At 41.5% G+C, this 21331-nt stretch carries 17 protein-coding genes and 1 pseudogene; 9 read left to right on the forward strand and 9 right to left on the reverse strand.

The features are described 5' to 3' along the window. Positions 1 to 207: 207 nt before the first annotated feature. Genes ACOJUR_RS04655 through ACOJUR_RS04665 form a run of 3 tightly spaced genes read left to right on the forward strand, consistent with a single transcriptional unit; the run spans position 208 to position 3978 of the window. A complete protein-coding gene (locus ACOJUR_RS04655; RefSeq protein WP_420949371.1) occupies positions 208 to 1071 on the forward strand; it encodes a PEP/pyruvate-binding domain-containing protein in 864 nt (287 codons plus the stop codon). After that, positions 1068 to 2672: a PEP-utilizing enzyme gene (locus tag ACOJUR_RS04660; protein ID WP_420949372.1), complete on the forward strand. Its 1605-nt coding sequence runs from the start codon at positions 1068 to 1070 to the stop codon at positions 2670 to 2672. Before ACOJUR_RS04655 ends, ACOJUR_RS04660 begins: the two co-directional genes overlap by 4 nt. Beyond that, entirely contained in the window at positions 2617 to 3978 is a 1362-nt protein-coding gene (locus ACOJUR_RS04665; protein WP_420949373.1) for an MFS transporter, read from the forward strand. The genes ACOJUR_RS04660 and ACOJUR_RS04665 overlap by 56 nt, the downstream gene beginning before the upstream one ends. 146 nt (positions 3979 to 4124) lie before the next feature. On the opposite strand, the gene ACOJUR_RS04670 is transcribed toward ACOJUR_RS04665, so the two are convergent. Beyond that, the gene (locus ACOJUR_RS04670) at positions 4125 to 5498 is read right to left on the reverse strand and encodes an IS1182 family transposase (protein WP_420949092.1); all 1374 of its coding nucleotides are present in this window, start codon (positions 5496 to 5498) and stop codon (positions 4125 to 4127) included. Positions 5499 to 5777: 279 nt separating this feature from the next. Between ACOJUR_RS04670 and ACOJUR_RS04675 the strand changes: the two genes are divergently transcribed. The 3 genes from ACOJUR_RS04675 to ACOJUR_RS04685 are packed head-to-tail and all read left to right on the forward strand — an operon-like array spanning position 5778 to position 8909. Next, complete coding sequence (locus tag ACOJUR_RS04675; protein WP_420949374.1) at positions 5778 to 6689, forward strand: carbohydrate ABC transporter permease; 912 nt, start codon at positions 5778 to 5780, stop codon at positions 6687 to 6689. Further along, complete coding sequence (locus ACOJUR_RS04680; protein ID WP_203115212.1) at positions 6668 to 7555, forward strand: carbohydrate ABC transporter permease; 888 nt, start codon at positions 6668 to 6670, stop codon at positions 7553 to 7555. The genes ACOJUR_RS04675 and ACOJUR_RS04680 overlap by 22 nt, the downstream gene beginning before the upstream one ends. Before the next feature lie 31 nt (positions 7556 to 7586). Continuing rightward, entirely contained in the window at positions 7587 to 8909 is a 1323-nt protein-coding gene (locus ACOJUR_RS04685) for an ABC transporter substrate-binding protein (protein ID WP_420949375.1), read from the forward strand. 98 nt (positions 8910 to 9007) lie between these two features. On the opposite strand, the gene ACOJUR_RS04690 is transcribed toward ACOJUR_RS04685, so the two are convergent. From ACOJUR_RS04690 to ACOJUR_RS04725, 8 genes are all read right to left on the reverse strand, one after another. Further along, complete coding sequence (locus tag ACOJUR_RS04690) at positions 9008 to 10978, reverse strand: EAL domain-containing protein (protein ID WP_420949376.1); 1971 nt, start codon at positions 10976 to 10978, stop codon at positions 9008 to 9010. A gap of 145 nt (positions 10979 to 11123) precedes the next feature. After that, positions 11124 to 12293 carry a glycosyltransferase family 2 protein gene (locus tag ACOJUR_RS04695; RefSeq protein WP_420949377.1) on the reverse strand — a complete coding sequence of 390 codons (1170 nt, stop codon included), beginning with the start codon at positions 12291 to 12293 and terminating at the stop codon, positions 11124 to 11126. 14 nt (positions 12294 to 12307) lie between these two features. Then, entirely contained in the window at positions 12308 to 12886 is a 579-nt protein-coding gene (locus tag ACOJUR_RS04700; protein ID WP_420949378.1) for a glycerol-3-phosphate acyltransferase, read from the reverse strand. A 10-nt stretch (positions 12887 to 12896) separates the two neighbouring features. After that, positions 12897 to 13712, reverse strand: coding sequence for a lycopene cyclase domain-containing protein (locus ACOJUR_RS04705; protein ID WP_420949379.1), 816 nt, complete (start codon positions 13710 to 13712; stop codon positions 12897 to 12899). Continuing rightward, positions 13709 to 15022, reverse strand: coding sequence for a cytochrome P450 (locus ACOJUR_RS04710; RefSeq protein ID WP_420949380.1), 1314 nt, complete (start codon positions 15020 to 15022; stop codon positions 13709 to 13711). Before ACOJUR_RS04710 ends, ACOJUR_RS04705 begins: the two co-directional genes overlap by 4 nt. Before the next feature lie 13 nt (positions 15023 to 15035). Next, complete coding sequence (crtI, locus tag ACOJUR_RS04715; protein ID WP_420949381.1) at positions 15036 to 16538, reverse strand: phytoene desaturase family protein; 1503 nt, start codon at positions 16536 to 16538, stop codon at positions 15036 to 15038. Beyond that, on the reverse strand, positions 16535 to 17512 hold the full coding sequence (locus ACOJUR_RS04720) for a phytoene/squalene synthase family protein (RefSeq protein ID WP_420949382.1): 978 nt from the start codon (positions 17510 to 17512) through the stop codon (positions 16535 to 16537). Before ACOJUR_RS04720 ends, crtI begins: the two co-directional genes overlap by 4 nt. Positions 17513 to 17554: 42 nt before the next feature. Then, on the reverse strand, positions 17555 to 18580 hold the full coding sequence (locus ACOJUR_RS04725) for a polyprenyl synthetase family protein (protein WP_420949383.1): 1026 nt from the start codon (positions 18578 to 18580) through the stop codon (positions 17555 to 17557). A 530-nt stretch (positions 18581 to 19110) separates the two neighbouring features. Between ACOJUR_RS04725 and ACOJUR_RS04730 the strand changes: the two genes are divergently transcribed. The 3 genes and pseudogenes from ACOJUR_RS04730 (at position 19111) to ACOJUR_RS04740 (ending at position 21189) form a co-directional block, all read left to right on the forward strand. Continuing rightward, complete coding sequence (locus tag ACOJUR_RS04730; protein ID WP_420949384.1) at positions 19111 to 19482, forward strand: GNAT family N-acetyltransferase; 372 nt, start codon at positions 19111 to 19113, stop codon at positions 19480 to 19482. Between the two features lie 134 nt (positions 19483 to 19616). After that, positions 19617 to 19841: a transcriptional regulator, SarA/Rot family gene (locus ACOJUR_RS04735; RefSeq protein ID WP_420950501.1), complete on the forward strand. Its 225-nt coding sequence runs from the start codon at positions 19617 to 19619 to the stop codon at positions 19839 to 19841. 572 nt (positions 19842 to 20413) lie between these two features. After that, positions 20414 to 21189, forward strand: a pseudogene (locus tag ACOJUR_RS04740) (SDR family oxidoreductase). Positions 21190 to 21331 lie beyond the last annotated feature (142 nt).

The following is a 21331-nucleotide window of genomic DNA, read 5'->3' on the forward strand; positions in this document are numbered from 1 at the left end:
TTCCTTGAAGTTCACTAAATTAAAAATATCATAAATACCCAAACGCCTATGGCCTTTTCTAAGGTAACAGGGCGTTTTTGTTATGCCTAAAGCATTATATGGAACACACGAGACGAAATTTGGAACGCTTGGCACACTTGCGGTGTGTAGAATTCATATTACCTTCTGGTGAATGGTGAAAAACATGTGATAAAGCGAGGATATGCTATGGAATGGGTCGTTTCATTGACAGAAGCAGCAGACCAGCTTGGTAAAGAAGGTTGTGGTTCAAAAGCCTTCGAACTATCCAGACTCATGCAGCGGGGATATTGCGTGCCTGATGGTTTTGTCGTGGCGGGTAAAGTGCATGAAAGTATCACTTCCGCTGAAGCGGAAAGCAAGGCAGCTGATATGCAAGTTGCCATGCTTCAAGCTTTCAATAGGTTGATGGAACGCTATGGTGCTGTATCTGTGAGATCTTCCTGTACGGCTGAAGATCTTTCTCATGCTTCCTTTGCGGGTCAATATGAAACCGTTCTCAATATTCGCAATCAGGAAGCGTTTTTTCAAGCATTAAGACATTGTTGGAACTCTATCTCTTATGCTCGTGTGAATGCGTACGCGAAGGCCAATCATATTTCCTTGCACGGCTCTCAAATGCCCTTGATTATTCAAGGTATGGTGAATGCGGACACATCAGGAGTAGCCTTTTCCATTCATCCTGTTACTCATGAAAATTCGGTAATTGTCAATGTCAGTTATGGACTTGGAGAAGCGATTGTATCTGGTTTGGTAACGCCGGACACATTTCTTTATGAAAAAACAACGGGCAAACTTCATGCTGAGATAGGCAGCAAAGAATTGAAATGTGTATTGCAAGATCAAGGTGTTTGTGAGATCGATACGACTTGGCTGGAACAACAACGTTTGTGTATTACGGAGGAGGAAGTATTGAAAGTCTGTAAGTTGACAGAAAATCTGGAAAAAGAATATCAGACGCCTGTCGATGTCGAATTTTCATTTCAAGAAGGTCAACTCTACTTGTTGCAAGTTCGTCCTATTACAACAACAAAGGAGAAAACTGCTGTATGAATTATATATATTCTGAGAAAGACCAACATGACTTTTTTGTACAAGATGATGTCCATTTTTCTCATGTTCTTACTCCTCTTTTTGCTTCATTTCAGTTGCCCAATCAGGAGGAAGGGACTCGAATCGCTTTTGACTTGATGAAAATGCCTATTGAACGGTTTGTTTGTCGTCTTTATAGAGGACGTTTTTACCAATTTAATTCGCCTTATGCTGGTGATCTCGATATTCGCGCTAAGGAACATGAACGTGTGCTTATGCAACGGATGCCAGTTATCATGGAATACTATCAGGACAAAGTTGACACTATTCTTCTTCCTTTTTATAGAAAATTGCAAGACAAAGTGCATGGGTATCTTAAGGCAGATGAGGCACTTTCTCTACTCAAGGAAATGCATCAATTTTACACAACTGCCTGGGCAATACATTTCGATGTGATCTTGCCTCGCCTTGATGTTGGTTTTATTTTGGAAGATCTCTATCAACGTCTAACGAATCGACCAGGAAAAGAAGTTTATGACTTGCTGGTGGGTGTCATGAGCAAAACATTAGAAACGGATCGGGCATTTTGGGAACTTGCGAATGAATTGCGTCAGTTTCCAGCACTTGTAGAAATTATAGCCAACGTCAATCTTGACGATATTGATGGAATGTTGCAGAAAGATCCTGATGGTCAGTATTTTGTTCATCAGATGAAATCACTTTTAGACGTTTATGGATATCGCACTTCTTATTCGCATGAATTTATTTATGAGACATGGAGAGAAAATCCAAAGTACGCTTGGGAATTGATTCGTTCCTATCTGCAAAGAAATTATCATTTTAATGCCGAATTTGATGCTCTTGTGCGCCGACGTCAAGAAGCATTGAACAAATTATTGGAACAAATTCCGGATAGCCCATTACGTCAAGAATTTTTGCAGATGTATCAAATTGCTCTTCAATGTTGGGGACTTGATGAAGATCATCATTTCTATATTGATACAATGTTGCCAGCAGTATATCGGCCCGTGCTGTTAAATATTGCAAGAACTTTGGTTTCACTCGGCGTGATCGATCAACCGACAGATATACACTTTCTTTACTATGAAGAGATATGTGAAGCATTACAAAATCCTCAAAATTTAATGAACAAAGTACAAAGGGAAAAAGAAGCTTACCAATTATACCAAAATGAACAACCCGTTCCTCATCTTGGACCAGAGCCGTCAGCTACGGAAGTAGAAGATTTGTTGGCAGACCGCTTGTTTGGTTTACCAAAATTTCTAAAAGAAAATACATCGACTTGTATCAAAGGATACGCTGCTTCACAAGGAGTTCACACAGGAACTGTGAGAATTGTGAAAAACCAGGATGAATTTGGAAAGTTAAATCACGGTGATATTCTAGTATGTAAAACAACGACGCCTCCATGGACAGTGCTCTTTTCAGTTGCTGGCGCTATTGTAACTGATGCTGGCGGCATTCTGTCTCATGCGGGTACGGTAGCCCGAGAGTACAGAATACCGGCTGTTCTCGGTACCAAAATAGCTACATCCACACTGCGTGATGGTGATGTGGTTACAGTTAATGGGACAGAAGGAACGATTACTCTTGAATCTTAAAGAACGCCTGCTACTCTTCTCATTATTGATGGGCATCGTATTGGTGCCCATCAATTCCACCATGATTTCTGTTGCACTTTCACCTTTGGCTCACAGTCTGCATGTGCCACTTTCTGCAATCACATGGCTAGTCACCGTCTATTTGTTAGTGATGGCAAGCGTTCAGCCTCTCTCAGGAAAAATGAATGACCTTTGGGGGAGAAAAAGAATTTTTCTGAGTGGTGTTGCGCTATTTTTAGTGGCTTCGTTCGGTTGTATGATTGGGCATTCTTTGATAGCAATTATTATATTTCGCGCTCTTCAGGCAATGGGTGGAGCAGCTATGACGCCCGCTGCCAGCGCATTGATTCGAGTGAATTGGCCAGAACATCGGCTTGATCGCACTTTGAGTATAATGTCACTTGTGCTCGGATTAGGTGCGGCGCTAGGTCCAATCTTAGGTGCAGCATTATTAAATCTTGGTAGTTGGCGTTGGTTGTTTGCTGTCAATATTCCCTTTGCTGTGATGAGCTTTATGGTAGGGTATTTTGTTATTCCCGAAAGTCGTGGTAAAGCTGCCGTGGTTGATTGGCTGGGAGCTCTATTTCTTCTCGGGTCATTGCTCGGCGGTGTTCTCTTTGTCATGAAAAAAATACCGTTTATGTGGGCCTCAGCATTGCTATGGATTGTTTGGATGGCTCTATTCTTTAGGCGCCAACAAACGACTCAATATCCTCTGATTCAGTTGAAGTTGTTTCGCAATATCGGTTTTACTGTAGCAAATCTATCCATTCTTTTAAGTAATTTTACGATGTATGCCACATTGTTGATTACACCGATTGTACTGGAGAATCGTTTTCAAGTGTCTCTTCGCTCAGTGGGTATGTATTTGTTTATTTTTTCTCTAAGTATGTCCATTCTTTCTGGAGCAGGAGCTCGTTTGTCATTACGTATGGGTCCAATCGGAGCGATAGGTACGAGTTTTGCGGCTGCCGTCTTGAGTTCTTTGTTTTTTTGGGTTTGTTTATCCATGATGAAAATAGACAGTATTCCACTTTGGGTCATCTTGTTTATTCTTGGTGGTGCAGCATCAGGTGCAGGCATCGTTTCCATGCAAACATTGTCTCTTAAGTCTGTGGATAAAACAGATTCTGGTTCTGCTTCTGGAGTTTATTCGACCTTTCGCTATATGGGGAGTATCTTAGCCTCTGTGGTAATTGCTTCTTACTATGAACATACGGCCGTGGTCTTTCTGGGAATGGCTGGTATGTCTTTGATCGGATTGATGATGGTTTTTGCCAGTGCGAAGAAAATCTATAGTGTTTAAAATTTAGAAGTCCATCCAAAAAATGATGCATTTTGCATCATCAGGCTGTCGAGAAAGACCACTGCGAGTGGTCTTTTTCAATTCAAGCAATATCTTTGTAGTTCGATTTACACAGGTTTGTATCAATGGGAAATGTGAATCGCTCTTCATCTAGCTCGTTTTGCTAGGTGAAGAGCGATTTTTTTCATGTTCTGACAGGCAGCGGTCATCAGTGCCTGTTCGAGCACCTTGTCCCTGCCTCGGAACCTCGCGTATCTGTATCCATGAAGTTGTTTCGCATCTGCAAAACTTCGCTCAATGGTTTGCTTTCGGAGTCGGTATAGGCGTTTCCCAGATTTACTTAATCGGTTCTCTCGGACCCTCTCTTTGCTATCCTCCCAAACGTGTCGTACCAAAACTTTTTGCTTGTTGCGGGAGCGTGTACACTGAGTCAGAATGGAACATGCCTTGCAAATTTCTGGGTCGGATTTGTACTCCCTGTAGCCTTCACGAGTTGTCGTTCGGTAAGTAAGTGGGTGTTTCTCTGGACATAGGTACGAATCCGTTTTCTTATCGTATCGGAACTTCCATTTGGGCATTAAACCCTTTGTGGGATGAAATCGGCGGTGACCAATCACTGCGAAGATACCACGTTCAGTTAATTCGTTACATATCGGATTTGTTAGGTAACCAGAGTCGAGCGCCACGGCTTCAACATTGAAACCAAAACGTTCAATTTGTCTTTCAAGTCGCCCTACGTATGGAATTGAATCATGGATATTGCCTGGCGTGATATGCACATCTGTAATCAAGTTGTACTTCGCATCAACGGTTCTGTGGTCGAGATAGTAAAATCCTTCCGGCTTGCCTTCGCGGTACATATATCCACTGTCCGCATCTGTGAGGCTGACCTTTACTTCGCGCTCCTTGGACACCTCCTTCCTGGGGCTTAAGGACTTTTTTTGGTGAGCGCTCCGATCTGCAGCGATGGCAAGGTCAAGTTCAGCAAGATAGCCTTTTACTTTTTCCTCAACGACTTTCCGCTCGAACTTGTGCTTATTTGCATTAGCTTTAATGTGTGTGGAGTCTGTCATCAGGACTCGTCCAGAAATGAGTCGGTGCTTCATACCTTGGAGAACGATTTCGTCAAAGATGTCTTGAAAGATGCCGGTGCCTGCAAAGCGAATACACCGATTCCATGACAGGGTGGTATGGTCCGGAACCCGGTCAGTAAGTTTTAATCCCAGGAACCAACGGTACGCAACGTTCGTCTTCACTTCTTGTTCCAACTGGCGCTCAGAACGGATGCCGTAAAGGTACCCCAGAAAGATCATTTTGAAGAGTACAACCGGATCCACCGCAGGTCGTCCGTTGTCTTCGGAGTAATAAGGACGGACCTTCTCTGGAATGAACGAGAAATCGATGTAACGATCAATCTTCCGAAGAAGATGGTCCTCAGGGACAAGTTCTTCAATAGATACAAACTCGAACTCCAACTGACGACCGTCTTTTGACTGGTACACGTCATCACCACCCAACATTGGTTATGAATATTATAACATAAATACATATATTTAGAATAAAAGAGACATAAAGAATGGCTGTCGAAACTTTCTCGACAGCCTGATGATGCATTTTGCATCATTTTTTTTATTGGCAGGCAAATTTACATAAAATTTATGGTTTCTTTACGGGATGTATGCTGAATTTTTACAGAGCGTAGTTAGACTGGGCATGATCCTGACAGAGGGGGATGAGAAGAGATATCAGCTTAAATTAAAAATAAAAGGAGATGGAGAAGTTTGTCCTTGGTGAGGTCAATGGGCAGAGAGAAGAAACATCGTTTTCAGTTTCCTTACCGATGGAAAAGAGAATTGACAGGTTGGTTATTTGTATTGCCTACAACGTTTTTTGTAAGTCTTTTTGGGGTAGGGGCTATTCTCTATGTTCTATATCTCTCTTTTTTACAGTGGAATCTTATCGATCCTGTAAAGAAATGGGTTGGTTTTCATAATTATCAACTGATTCTTCAGGATTCGAGTTTTTGGCAATCCGTGTTTCGGACGTTGCTGTATTTAATTGGTACAACAGGCATAACAGTCCCATTCGCTCTTTTCATAGCAGTGTGTATGAATAAAACGTTTCATGGCGTTCGTCTATTTCGAACAATATTTTTTATGCCGTATGTTGTTCCAACAGTTGCGAGTGCAGTCGTTTGGTTCAGATTTTTTAGTTCCAGCGATGGTTTAATGAATGCTATTTTCCGATTGTTTGGATTGCCTCCACAAGGCTGGCTCAGTAATTATCACGAGGCTTTATGGGTGATTGTGTTGCTTTATGTATGGCAATTTACAGGATATTTCGCAATTCTCTTTCTCCATGGACTGCAAAATGTGCCTGACAGTCTTTATGAAGCCGCTGCAGTAGACGGTTCTACTCCGTTTTTAACTTTTTGGAAAATCACTTTGCCTATGATTTCTCCTACGACTTTTTTTGTTGTAACCGTTTCGTTCATCTTCTCATTTTTATCCTTTGATCAAATTTATGTACTTACGGAAGGTGGACCGGCCGATAGTACAACCACACTTGTGTATGACTTGTTCGAGCAAGGATTTGAGTTTTTTCATATAGGAATCGCTTCGGCTATGTCCATCTTTTTGTTCTTGTTTTTGCTTGGCTTGACTTATCTGCAATTTCGAGGGGAGAGCAAATGGGTACACCATCAGATGTGATGACTTTGCGTGAGACTGTATGGCCAAAAAAAACGAGTCGTACCGCTCGCTATTCATCGTCCTGGAGAATAGTGATTACAGGGGTATTGGCCATTGTATTCTTTGCTCCTTTTTGGTGGATGGTTGTAATTTCCTTGCTGCCCAATCGTCTTGTTTTGTCTTTTCCACCACAATGGTTTCCTTTTCACCCGGAGTGGAGAAATTTTTTTCTGGCATGGGAGCAGCCTTACTTTGCAAGGTATGTAATCAATTCTCTACTGGTATCCGTTGCTATTGTCATCGGGCAACTGATGACCTCGTCGCTTGCTGCCTATGCTATCGCCCGCATTTCCTTCAGTGGAAGACGTCTGGTTTATTGGCTCCTACTAGTGACTCTGATGATACCTGGACAAGTTACATTTATCCCAGTTTTTTTGATAATGAAACATCTGGGATGGATAGATACTTATCAGGCTTTAATTGTTCCTTTTATCGGATCGGCATTTGCCACGTTTTGGTTGATTCAGTCGTTCCGTCAGGTACCACAGGTAATTCTCGATGCTGCACAAATAGATGGGGCAGAGCATTTTTGGATTTTTATGCGGATTATCTTGCCTCTCAATAAATCCGCTCTACTCTCAATAGCGTTTCTCAATTTTGTATTTCATTACAACGATTTCTTTTGGCCGCTTATTGTTACACAAAGTAATAGTATGCGCACATTTCCAGTTGGCTTGTCTTACTTAATAGCGAGTGATGGAAGTGGAACAATGTGGAATGTCTTGATGGCGAGCACTTTGATAGGAATTGTACCTGTTCTGCTTATCTTTTTTGTAGGTCAACGATTTTTGGTTCAGGGTATATCCTCTGCAGGTATAAAAGAGTAAATAGATTTTGGATAAAAGGAGAGAATTAGCATTGAAACAATTATCAAAATGGGGATTTTTTCTGTTGGCCAGTACAACTATGACGATGGGGGTTGTAGGTTGTGGTACAAGCCAGTCAACAGATCAGTCATCAAGCTCTTCAAACGCATCAAACAATCAACCTGTTCAAGTAACGTTTTGGGAAGGTATGTCGGGGCAATTAGGCGGCGTACTACAACATTTGGTCAGTGAATTTAATGCAACACATCCTAAAATTCATGTCAATGCAATATATGAAGGCAGTTATTCAGATCCCAGCAGTACATTGCAACAAAAATTACTGGCAGCAATTGCTTCCGGCAAAGTGCCAGATATGGTACAAGTAGAAGTTCATTCATTACCGACTTATGCTGCAAATGGAGCTTTGCAAAATTTAACTACTTACATGACAAATTCACAACACGATAAAATTTCTGATTTTGTACCCGGTATTCTCAATAATACGATGTACAATCAAACTGTTTATGGATTGCCCTTTAATCGCAGTGTGCAAACTTTTTACTATAATCCTATCATGTTTCGTGAAGCTGGGATATTAACCCCTCCCAAAACTTGGTCTCAAGTCCAGCAGGATGCCTTGATCATTTCAAAGAAATTGAGTAAACCAGGCAAAAAAGTGTATGGCTTTGAACCTGCAGGCGGTTGGTGGACATTTGAACAGAACGTGCTCTCTGCCGGAGGCACATTAATGAACAGCAGCATGACTCAAGCGACTTTTGATTCTCCCCAAGCAGCAAAAGTTTTGAAAATTATGAAGCAAATGGAGCAGCAAGGAACTCTTAAGTATCACGCTTCAGCGAATGGATGGGATGAAACCATAGCTGATTTTGGAGACGGCAAAACGGCGATGTACTGTGGATCTGCAGCAGATATGGGACAAATTCGGCAAACAGGTGTTACCTTTAAAGCCATTCCAATGCCTTATGTTACGCAACCGGTTGTAACATCCGGAGGAGCGGATATGGCTATACTAGCGGCAGCTCCGGCTGCTGAAAAGAAGGCTGCTTGGACTTTTATGGAGTGGATGACAGCCCCGGCCCAAACAGAGTATTGGAGTATGCATACAGGATATTTACCTGTATTAAAGGCCGCACTCAGCTCGTCTACCATGGAAAATTACTTTCACCAGCATCCCAATGCGTACGTTCCGGTTTCAGAGTTATCGTTCGCAGTACAAGCACCACCTACTCCGCTTTATTTAGAACTTCAGCATTATGAACAGAACGCGGTTGATGATGTGCTTGTTAAGCATGAATCGGTCATGCAAGCCTTACAGCAGAATGTAGAAAAAGCTAATCAAGCTATTGCACAATAAAAAGCCTGCAAAGGATTCTAAAATTCATTCATGAAAACTTAAAGCACTTCCATTCTTTGAGATAGGATGGAAGTGCTTTTTGATTCAATGCTTATTGCTTATGATTCATATAAAGGTTGAATATAAGTTTCTTGAAAACAATTAGAGGACAGGGGAGGGTTATAGTAATAACCTTGTAGGTATTCGATACCGCAATGAATTAAAAATTTCTCCTGTTCTGCGCTTTCAACTCCTTCCGCCACAGCAGTAAGTCCTAGCAATTTTCCCATTGTAATAATGGCGCGAACCAAACGCTCATGATATTCATTATGGGGTAACGTTTGAATAAAACTACGATCAATTTTTATGTGATCAAAAGGGAAGCGATGCAAATAAGCTAATGAAGAATAGCCTGTGCCAAAATCATCAATGGCCAGACGAACTCCAAGAGAATGGAGTTTTTGTAATGCTTCTACAGCCTCCCCTTTCAGCAAATCGTTTTCCGTAATTTCTAATTGAAGCATATGAGGTGGAAAAGAATGGACTTTTAGTAGGTTATCAAGGAAATTGTAAAAAGAATCAATGTCACGAATATCTTGTCCTGACAAATTCACTGAAAGTAAAAAAGGATGTCTTAGTTGTTTTAGCCACATGTTTGTTTGTGTAATCGATTTTTCTAAGACATGCATTGTGATTCTGGATAATAAGCCTGACGATTCTGCCAAATGAAGGAATTGTCCGGGGGTTAACAATTCTCCATTTCCGCGATTCCAACGAATTAATGCCTCTGAACCACAAAGAGTTTGACTGGTTGCATGGATAATAGGTTGATAATAAATTTCCAGTTCATTTCTAGCTATTGCACCGTAGAGATCGTTTTTCAGTTGTTGTTCATATCGAATATTCTCGTTAAGTGCTGAACTAAAAAATTCAACCCGATGGCCTCCCGTTTGCTTGACTCTATACATAGCATGATCGCTGTGAGACAGCAAAGTTTGCAAATGATCTCCATCTCTTGGGAAAACGGAAATCCCAATACTAGCACTTAATTTTGTGGAAATATTTTTCAAATATGGATCAGAAAATGTGTCCATAATTTTTTGAGCAATGGTAATGAGTTCGCCCTCTATTTCTGCGTGGCGTACCAGGATAACGAATTCATCGCCTCCAAAGCGTCCAATATAATCCATAGAGCGAATAGCTTCTCGAAAATTAGAAGCGACTTTCTTTAGAACCTCATCACCCGTAGCATGTCCATAGGTATCGTTGATATTTTTAAAACCATCCAAGTCTATAAATAAGATACCAACCATTTCATTGTCTTGTTTACTTTGTTCTAAAATAGAGTTTGCATTTTCAAGAAATGTGGAACGGTTGAGTAATCCGGTCAGTCCATCCAAACTTGAAATTTGTTTGATTTTTTCATTCAGGCGTTCTCTGGTCCGTAGATTTTCTAAAATGTGCATATAGCTTAACCATGCAAAAAAAAGAAAAAGTGATCCAGCAATAATAATCCAGAGAATGCTATTTTTTAAATATTCTGATGCTAACATACGATTACTAGATTCGTTATGTAAAAAAGGTTTTTGCATAACTTGAACCATGGAATAAATATTATTTAATGGAATTTTACGGTTTTCTTGATGTATAGTTTGTAAAACTTTTTGATGAAATCCATTTTGTTGATTCTGTATTTCCGAACTTAGAAAAGATAATTTTAAATGAATCATTGACTCAAAATGATCCACTTGCGAAAGAGATAAACCATTGGATAATAAGGCTGGTTTAAGAGAATGTAGAATCGGTTGAATTTGATTGTAATAATGTTGGTAATAATTTAAATAAATAGGATTATTCGTAATAAGATAGCTGCGTTGATTGGATTCTGCTGTGACGATTTGATTGAATACTTTTTCTAAAGTATCGATGGTTTGAGCATCTGCGTAGGATTGATTTTGGGCTTGGACAATCTCAACACCTCGATGAATGATCCATCCACCAATTAAGCCGAGAAATAGAACCATAACTGAAATTTGCAAAAGAATGAGTCTTTCAATTTTTAATTTTGGAAAACGAAAATAAGTGGACATGATATTTACCTCGTTTCCATTTTTAAAATAATCTACAAAATATAACTATACATAAAAAATATACCTATTAGATTCAAAATTCAATCTTGTTCGATCCGGTATGTAGGAAAAAGCAGTTTTCAATTAGCACATCAACTTTATAATTTCAAACTGGATACTTGCTCTTCATCTCTCTATCTTTCCAAATGATTTTTCCTTTACGAATAGCACGGGCGGAATCGATACAAAGACATAGGGATGTCAGGATGAGAAATGGGAAAAAAATAACCATCCAAATAGGAATCTGAATGATTCGGCGAGTACACATCCAAGTTAGTACACTTGTTCCAATGCCAACGAAAGCCACAAGAATAGATGATTGAACAAGGTTCGATACGCACGAGGTTATCAACAAGAAGTAAGGTAACGTGAAACTAATAGATAACCAGATCCAAATGATAAGGGCAATCATAGGTTTTCCGGCAATCAAACTCCAATTTTTTCTGAATCCAAGCCATGCTTGTTGCCCGTTTTCATACATGGTACAGGATGTTTGAGAAATCCCGTTGAGAAATAGAAGGTTAAGGCCAAGTTTCGCGCTTAGACGAGCCAGCGCAATGTCTTCTACCCACTCGGTTTTGACAGCACAGTGTCCGCCTATGGCATCATAGGCCTGGCGACGAAAAGCGAGTACTTGACCAATGGCAATTGGAAAGGAAGAAAAGACTCTCCATCGAGATCGGGCAATGAGAAAAAGAGGAAGGTGAGTAAGTAGACTCCATCCGAGCATGGATAGTAGCCAGGCACTGCCTACGGTTTGAGTTTTTTGATAGGGAAAGACAGAAACGAGGTCTATCTTGGGGTTGCTAAATTTTTCAGACATGGCTTGAAGAAATGTGGGTTGATGGATGGTATCGGCATCCACAAAGACAAGAATGTCTGCATGACTGGCGTTGGCCAGTTGTTGACATGCCCATGATTTTCCGACCCAACCGGAAGGGAGTGGTTTTCCATGTATTAACTTTAATTTTCCTGATGGAGATTGATGAATGAATTGTTGGACAAGAGCAGAAGTCGTATCTGTGGATCTATCGTCAAGTACTGTAATCGAATAGTTTGTATAGGTTTGAGTCAATAGAGACTGGAGACATGTTTGAATATTGTTTTCTTCGTTACGAGCGGGTATGAGTACATCAATATGAGGATAATAGTTTGTCTTGGAAGATAAGATAGTTTCTTTGTCCTTTGAGCAGGTCAGGCGCGGCCAGAAGAAGGTATTAAGCAAAGTAACAGTTGCAATACAGATATAGTAGACGAGCATCAGATTATCTGTCATAAGAGTCACCTTGATCAATGTAACACAGTTTTTGGCCGTTTGTAGCCAAACCAAAGCAGCGGTGTTGTCAAACACCAAGTTGACAAAAGAATCAATGCGTGAGGTGAAAACAGTAAATAAAGAGCGAATAAAAGGGTAGCTAGGGTAACAGATTTGAATCTGTCTTGACGCAGGATCATGATAAATATTAAAAACAATACACCCAGTGCAAAAGACGCCCAAGGCCCTGGCATTGCCGACCATAAACCTATGTAGGCAGCCAAACCAATTCCTCCTTTACCACGTAAGAATGGGCTCCAGCGATGTCCATAAATCGGCGAACTGGCAATAAAGGGGATCCACCATCCCCAAGAGAGTTCCAGTTGAGCCACATGTGCGGGCAAATATCCTTTCGCTATATCCAGTAATAACACAATCGTTCCAATCCATTTTCCTGAAGCTTTCCAAGTATTAAAAGCCCCTGGATTGCCATCACCAACCAAGCGGGGGTCAGCAGATTTGAACTTGGATAGCCAGACTGACCAAGGTAACGAACCTAGAAAAAAACCTCCGATTATAAGCAACACGATTTGGGCAAGCAGATTCTCTTTCAATTTTTTCCCCTCATTTATGTGGAGCATCTGAAAATGCTGTAAGAATCTTTACATTGCGTGGAGGAATTGATTTTTCTTTGGGCCAGACAAGAATGGCTGACCAGGAAACAAGAGTATTGGTCAACAGAAAAAAAATGATTTCTTCAATAGGAACACCATAGACAGTTAAATCAAGAATGCGAGATTGATGAAAGTACCAGATCCCTTGGTGAATAGCAACACTATCACATACCGAAAGGTAGAGAGTGGGTGGGAGAATAACCCAAAAGAGCAGTTTGCTATTCGCCAAGAGAAGCTTAGCATTGTATAGCATTTGAATTCCTAACGGAAAAAGAGCCCAACTGCCAAGTAGGGATAGATATGTAAGGTGAGACGAGAGTCTGTGATTCAAGACAAAACAGAGCGTGATCGCAATACCAAACCAAAAAACCCAGATGATGATGGATGCTAATCGTGTTTTCCATTTGGAATACATTTGAGGATGTAAAACAGGAATATTGAATTGTATCAACGTAAACCACTGTAAGATCAGTATAGTCTGTAAAATATAGAAGGTAATTTCTTCAATAGGCACACCATAGACCGTGATTCCTATCACTTGATTGCGATGATAGTTCCATACGCCCTTGTGAATGAGAAATGAATCCCAAGGGGTTGTGTAGAGAATGATAATTATGAAGAGAAGGATGAATAATAATCGCCGATTTCGATGATTCCACTGAATTGGTGAATCATACTTGGCTCCTCTCTTTCGTTTCTGCAACAACAGAAACAACAAAATATTAGCACTTAAAATAAAAGTAAGCAGGAATGAAAGGTAGCTCATATGGGAAACACCTCTACGACGAATCGTTGTGGCTCAAGAGCTGCTCGCATTTTTTGACGCGGAATGTGACGATTTGCTTGGATGGAAGCTTGTTGCAACAAGCGAGCCAACATCCACTTGACTTGCAGTTTGGCAAAAGTTGCTCCTGGGCAGAATCGTTTGCCAGCTCCAAAGGGCAGATAGGTGTATGGTGTTGGTCGAAAATGTTCATGCCATCGCATGGGATCAAACTCCAGTGGACGCTCCCAGTAGTTCTCATGCCGATGCAGCAAATAGTAACTCAACATCACACGCTCTTGGAGGCTCTGTGTGCTCTCTTGTGTTCTTGGGCACCGCTTGGTGCGGATTCCAGAATGAATGGGTGGATAAAGACGTAACACCTCTTTTATAAATTGATCTAAAAAATGTAATTGATTTGCAGTACGGACATTAGCCAATGAATCTCCCATTTCGTTGCCAATTTCCTTACGTATGCGTTTCTGCCATTCTGGGAATTTTGCTAGCAGTGCAATAGACCAAGCCAAGAGTGAGGTCACAGTGTCGTGACCAGCAATGAGCAAGGTCATGAGTTGATCAGTGACAAATGATTCACCATATGCATCGGTCAGGGATTGAGAGAGAAAATCAATTGCTTTGACTGGGGCAGATGGAGCTTTTACAGCTTGTTGAGCTAAAGTTTCAAGGTGATGGCGTAATCGTAATAACGATTTTGGCAGAGAAGATTTTCCGGAAAGCAACCACCATCCGGGGCCAATATAGTGAACAGCCTGCATAAGTAGTGGAAAGTAAGTTCTTTTTTCCTCTTCTGATAATTGATGGTTAAAATACACGTTTTCCAGTGTTTCCCAAGCGTATTTCCTTACTGCAGAGTTGACATTGATTGTTTGAGAACGTATCCAACTCTGAATTGTTCTATCTAAAGAACGCTCGGTTTCTTGAAGAAAATATTCCAATTTAGACTCTGGTGTCGCTTGCATTAGCAATGATTTGACCTCTGCATGTCTATGGTCGTCAAGGACGAGCAACCCGTCTCCGAAAAGTTTCGTTACTGGGTCGGTCTCCATTCTTGTTGTAAAAGAAACAGCATCAGTGACCAAGAGGCGCTTGGCGTTTTCTGGGGAGGCAACAATTACGGTCGAAAATTTGGGAATTTGCAATCGAAAGATATCGTGTCCCAAGGAAGTATGAATGGTGTGCAATCCTTCCAATGGACAGCCGGGAGCCTTGACCATAGATTTTAGCGCTAAAAGCCCGGATTTTGCTTGCAAATCACGTGTGGAAGGAATATCGCCCCATTCATGATCGGTCATTCTGTTGACCTCCTTAGTTCCATTGTTCAATATCATCAAGAATCAGCTTATGTACAATTTTGGCCGACAGCAGTACTCCTGGAATACCAGCGCCAGGATGGGTTCCTGCTCCCACTAGGTATAAACCTTTTACGGTTTCTGATGCGTTATGCGGCCTAAACCAAGCGGATTGAGTCAGATGCGGTTCAAGTGAAAATCCCGTTCCAAGATAGGTGTTCAGTTCATGCTCAAAATAATTGGGATCAATCACATGCCGCTTGACAATATGACGTTTCAATCCAGGCATAAAATGTTGATCAATCACTTGCGTGACGCGTTCTTCTAATCTAGGCAACGCTTCATACCAGTCAATGTTGGAGAGCTGGTTCGGAACGGGAACCAGCACATACATCGTCTCATGTGCTTCTGGAGCCATGGAGGGGTCAGTACGTGTGGGCAGATGAATATACATAGAAAAATCTTCTGCCAGTCGATGAGAAACAAAGATGTCATGGATCAGGCCGCCAAATCTTGGACCAAAAACAATATTATGATGGCCTAGTGGATTGTCCGTAAATTTTTTGTTGAGCGCAAAATACCATACAACAAGCGACATACTGTATCTGGAAAATCGTTCATAGCGTAGGCGATGATGTCTCCATGCTCGATCCCGGTCTTCCAATAATGACAAATATGTGGTAGGAACATCGGCATTGGAGACAACATAATCTGCCGAGAATTTTTCCCCATTTTTTAAGAGTAATCCGGTGACTCGACCATGTTGGGTTGTAATACGCTGTATTTCAGTTTGGAAATGAATATTTCCGCCCATTTGCTGAAAGAGTTGGACGAGCGCATTGATGAGTTGTCCCATGCCACCTTTTGGATACCATACACCCCAAGCGCGTTCGATAAGATGGATCATGGTATAAATGGAAGAGACTCGAAGCGGATTACCGCCAATAAAAAGAGGGTGGAAAGAGAAACACATTCTTAGAAAGTTGTCTTCAATATGTCTTGAAACAAAACGATAGACAGATTCATGAGCACGCAATCGTAAAAGATTCGGTGCTATGCTTAACATGGAATTTAATTTCAGAAAAGGTTCTTGGCCTAATTGAAGAAAACCTTTTTCAAACATGGGTTCGGCAGCTTTAAGCAAGTTCAGGTAGCCGTCGGTATCACTGGCGCGAAATTTTCTGATTTGCTCCATTACAAAGGGGATATCGGCATTATAGACAAAATTTCGTCCATTCCAGTCAAAGATATGGTAAAACGGATCGACAGGTAAAAAAGTAATATTCTTACTGCGTTCTTGATTGGCCAGCTCGAATAATTCGTCAAACATCCAAGGGGCAGTCAGTACTGTAGGTCCGCCATCAAATCGAAATTCGTCCATATGAAATGTGCGCGCTCGTCCACCTGGGTCAGGATGTTTTTCAAATAGATGAACCTCCAAATCATGTGAAGCCAGACGAATGGCTGTTGCCAAACCGCCAAATCCACTGCCAATGACTGCGACAACTTTTTTCTTCACACATTTAACCGCCCTTCGTGGATGTTCTTGTCCATTTTTGCAGCGTATCTGACGACTAAGGGTAAAGCTTCGACGGTCGCCGTGATCAACTTGCGCCGCCATGAGGCGTGAGAGCGTCGAGAAAATACATCGTATGAATGTCGCTCTATATCACGAAGGATGTCTCGATACCAAACTGCTGAAAGAGCAACTGGTAAACGTGCACTCATATGGAGATACGCAATACCTGGCAAAGCGGATTTGTACAGTTGACGGTTTCTCGCAATTTGAAATTGCATAAAGCTTCTCCAGTTGCTTGATACCTTCTGACGATTGATTGCCGCTTCATCAATCTGGAAATGAGCCAGTTCGTCTTGCGGTAAATAAATGCGTCCTCGCTCGAAATCTTCACGTACATCGCGCAAGATATTGGTGATTTGTAGAGCTATGCCAAGTTCAATAGCGTATTGAACAGCCTTTAGACTCGAAAATCCGAAGATGTGCATGGAAATCAGGCCAACTGTGGAGGCCACACCGTAACAATAATGAATTAAATCATCAAACGATTCATATCGAGTTTGCTCAAAATCCTGCAATAAAGTTTGTAAAAGATCAGAACTAAATGTAAGTGGAATTCGATATTCTGCACTTGTTCTAAGCCATTCTTCAAGAATTGGATGTGGCTTAGCCGATGGACAATGATTTGAAATCGTCTCAAGCCAGCAGGATAGAGTTTCTTTACCTGAGAGATCATGTAAATCAGCGAGATCGTCAGCAGTACGGCAAAATGCATAGAAGGAATAGATGGCTTGACGTTTCCTGCGCGGTAGAACCTTGGCAGCTAGGGAAAACGTCACACTATTAGATTGGATGATCTGCGATAAATCAGTTACGCTTTCCTGGATAGACAGGTAATCTTCTTTGTATACCTGCATCTGTTGAATTTCTTGAATTGCACGATTTGTCAATTTTTCAATGGAATGGACCCCTGACAACACGAGACGAATCGCCTTCTCTCGCAGGATTTCTTGTATGATTTAGTGAATTTCCATCAATCTGTAAAGACATTGGAATAGTTCACTCTTCCATGGTTCGTTCCATTCTACGTGTTCAAGATATTGGAGGATTTCTGTTTGCAAGTTTCGTTGAATCGATAGAGATTCTTCTAAAATATCGTCTTCCATAAGCGCTATCTGCCAATCGGACTGTGTCATTTCGCTTTGTAGAGCTTCTGAGTTCCAAAGTGAATAAAAATGTTTTTGTGCTTTAAGCCCTAGTAATACGGGTAAAGTTTTTTTCCTTCTCAGTGTATCCTGTCCAGTTGGTTTGCCAAGGTTCCTTTCAACTTCAAAAAGATCTCGAAAATCATCTTGGATTTGAAAAAGAACTCCTAGTTTTCTCCCGGCTTTTCGCAAGATCAAACGTTTTTCAGGACTACAACCTGCGAGAATAGCGGAAATCTCAAAACTAAGACCAAACAATGTCCCGGTTTTAAGTTCTATTAATTTAAAGTACTGTGACAAAGTAACATCGTCAATTTGTTCATATTCCATGTCTAGTTGTTGTCCGTGGCTTAGTGAGATACATGTCATTGATAATGTTTCATAGATGTCCAATACGCTCTCTGCTGGAAAGTCAGAGCGTAGCAGATTTAACGATTCGAATGCTAATGCAAATAAGGCATCGCCTGCATTTATGGCTCGATGAGCACCCCAAACGTTCCAAACTGCAGGACGACCTCGACGTATAGGCGATTCATCTTGGATATCGTCATGAATGAGGGAGAAGCTGTGTACGCATTCAATGGCGGCAGCTGCGGGGATAGCAGGCACCCATTCACTGACCAGGGCGGCATAGACTAATAAAAGGAGAATAGGACGTGTCCGTTTACTCCAACTATCTGTTGATTTGTAGCCCGCACCGGCATTGTTGTCATAACCTAAATGGTATCGAGTCATTTGAGAAAGTTGAGATTGATTTTCGCCGAGTCGACTAGTGAGTACCCATAGCGTATGGTCGATTGCTTTTCGCATTTGGACAAGGGACGCTGCAGTTTTAGGCATATACTCCACCTTCTCAATGGTTTTTAGACCAGATGATTATCACATGTACTCAACTTTAATTTTGGGTATAAGCTTATGAAATGAATTTAAAAGGAAATGAATTGATAGATTTTGTTGATGTTGAATGGTATGGTGTGAATTGAGAGTACCGTTCACAGGAATGTAATCCAATATTGTCATATCAAAGGTATTTCCTGCAATAGTGAAGATTAATGATATTCTAATTTTTTTAAATTTATTTGTCAAAATCATATACAGTTTTGGTTGTGAAAATCTGTCTTTCGGAAAGATTCTAATTATCTATTTGAATGCTAGGTTCATGTTGATATACTTGTCCTAACATTAGCACGAAACTCATGTTTGCGAGCAACGATGGACACATGGTCAGACTCCAAACTTTCCTTCACAACCTTGTTCCTTAAACTTCTGGGAAAACAAACTAACGCCTGACCATGAACAATCCCTCCTGAGGCTATCCTTCTACAAACATCAGGGCTTGTCCAATTATATAATGGGGCTGAAGAGAAACCGTGTTTGGAGCAGACAGACATGATGTCTATAAAGCACTGTACCGTAACATGCACGCAGGCATGGTGTTACGTGACGAACGTGATACTGTTTGTGGCTTTGCGCTGTCTGTGAAAAGAAACGATCTTCTTGTTGTTGGACCCGTGATTGCAGAGAATCAAGAGGCGGCTCTGCATCTTGTTCAAAGCCTTTGTTTAGATTGGAATGGGAGAGTCCGGACTGATGTGCCAAGCGAGCAGACTTCCTTTATGGCACGGCTATCGAAATCAGGGTTCAGCGAAAAGATGGTCTCTCCGGTGATGGTTTTTGGGGCTACCTGCTTGCCTGGTCAACGTAATTGTTTGTTTAGCATCGTTGATCCGGTATTCGGATAATCCTCGCCGTTTAGAAGTCTCCTTTATGAGCCAATCATTCTTATATGACCTCTTCCGCAATCTATTTCCACTGTCATCGAACCTTTGACATGGAGTTATCTCACCAAGCTGTACGAGCACTCCAGTACGTCCAGATGAGCGGTTCCACCACCATCCAGCAGATATCCAGCCATCTGGGCTGTGCCCAGAATACCGCTTCGGAAATAGTACGGAGACTGAGACAGAAGAAGCTTCTTGAGAAGCATAGGCGCAGTGACGACGAACGGGTCGTTGAAGTGCAATTGACGGAGGCTGGTCGATTGGTGGTGCTTCAACATACGAGTCTTGATGTCGACCATCTTAGCGTTAGGTTAGAGTAAGTTTCGGAAGAGGAGCATAATCGGATCCTCCAAGGGCTAACATCGCTTCTAAAGGCTGTACGGGGTGAGGAGAAATGATTGCGATTCTTGTAATAGTGATAGTGTCTGCACTGGTCATTGCAATAGTGACAGCTATCTCAAAACAATTTCCTGGGATTGATGGATGGATTGTGGCTTTGCCCATAATAGTCAGACATGAAAAACTGCGAATGAGCTAGAATGAGGGAGAAAACGAAAGGTTATAGAGGGGAATGTGCAAGATAATCCGTTTTGACTCTTTACCAAATTCACCCAAAAAGGTACCGTGTAGTGGTGGAGATGTACAGAAGGAGCATGGACCTTAATGGGAGATATCCTTTAATGGCTGAGTAACTGCATGGATATAGTTGCTTCCTTTGGTTGAAGGGGTTAATTGTGTCCATATTCACTCATACCATTATAGGAACGCTGGGGTCTTGTGCTATAAATACCAAACGCCAAGCGAATGCCTATGTCGGTATTCGTCTTTTTTGCTTGGTGAACTACATCTCCAATAGTGCTTGTTCAGCGTTTCTAAAAAGGGGATGCTTTTTATGAAACGATTAACGAATAAGATTGCGATTGTTACTGGTGCCAGCCGAGTAAACGGAATTGGTACTGCAATATGTCGAGAATTAGCCAGAGAAGGAGCAGATATTTTTTTTACTCATTGGTCAAGGTATGACCGCCAGATGAAGTATTTCATTGAGGATGATTCCGCTTGGTCACAGCATTTGATAAAGGAGATCCGAAGCCTTGGAGTCCGATGCGAATCGATGGAATTGGACTTATCGCAACCAGATGCCCCGAGACAACTGCTCGATGAAGTTCATGAGAAATTAGGTTCTCCATCAATTCTTGTTAATAATGCGACACATTCTGTTGACGTGGATTTTCGTTCGATTAGTGCGGAAATTCTCGATGCTCATTACAGTGTGAATGTAAGAGGAACGTGTCTTTTAACTGTAGAGTTTGCTCGCCAAATCGAGGGCAAACATGGTGGGCGAATCATTAACATGGTGTCAGGGCAAGACAAATCACCTGAGCCGGGCAATTTGGCATACGTTTCAACAAAAGGTGCGATTTCCACTTTTACCGAAACAGTCGCTCTCGAATTGGCACCACTTAAAATCACGGTTAATGCTGTAGATCCTGGACCGACAGACTCTGGGTGGATGAGTAGCGAATTACAAGAGTTTTTATTGCCAAAATTCCCGATGGGTCGAATTGGGGAACCACGTGATGTGGCAAAGTTAATCGTTTTTCTTGCGAGTGATGAGTCCGAATGGATTACCGGCAAATTATTCACTCCGATGGTGGCTTCTGGTGATGTAGCATTCTCGGTCGCCCCCTGCAGTTTGTTCTTCAACTAAAGGGGGCAAAAATTCAAGTTCCCTGAGCCCACCTGTAATATGATTATATGATGGCGTACACTTTCGGAATCTTGCGAATTAGGTCAGTTATCTTCGATT

It is taken from the genome of Alicyclobacillus tolerans, assembly GCF_048984885.1.
Taxonomy (GTDB): Bacteria; Bacillota; Bacilli; order Alicyclobacillales; family Alicyclobacillaceae; genus Alicyclobacillus_I; species Alicyclobacillus_I tolerans.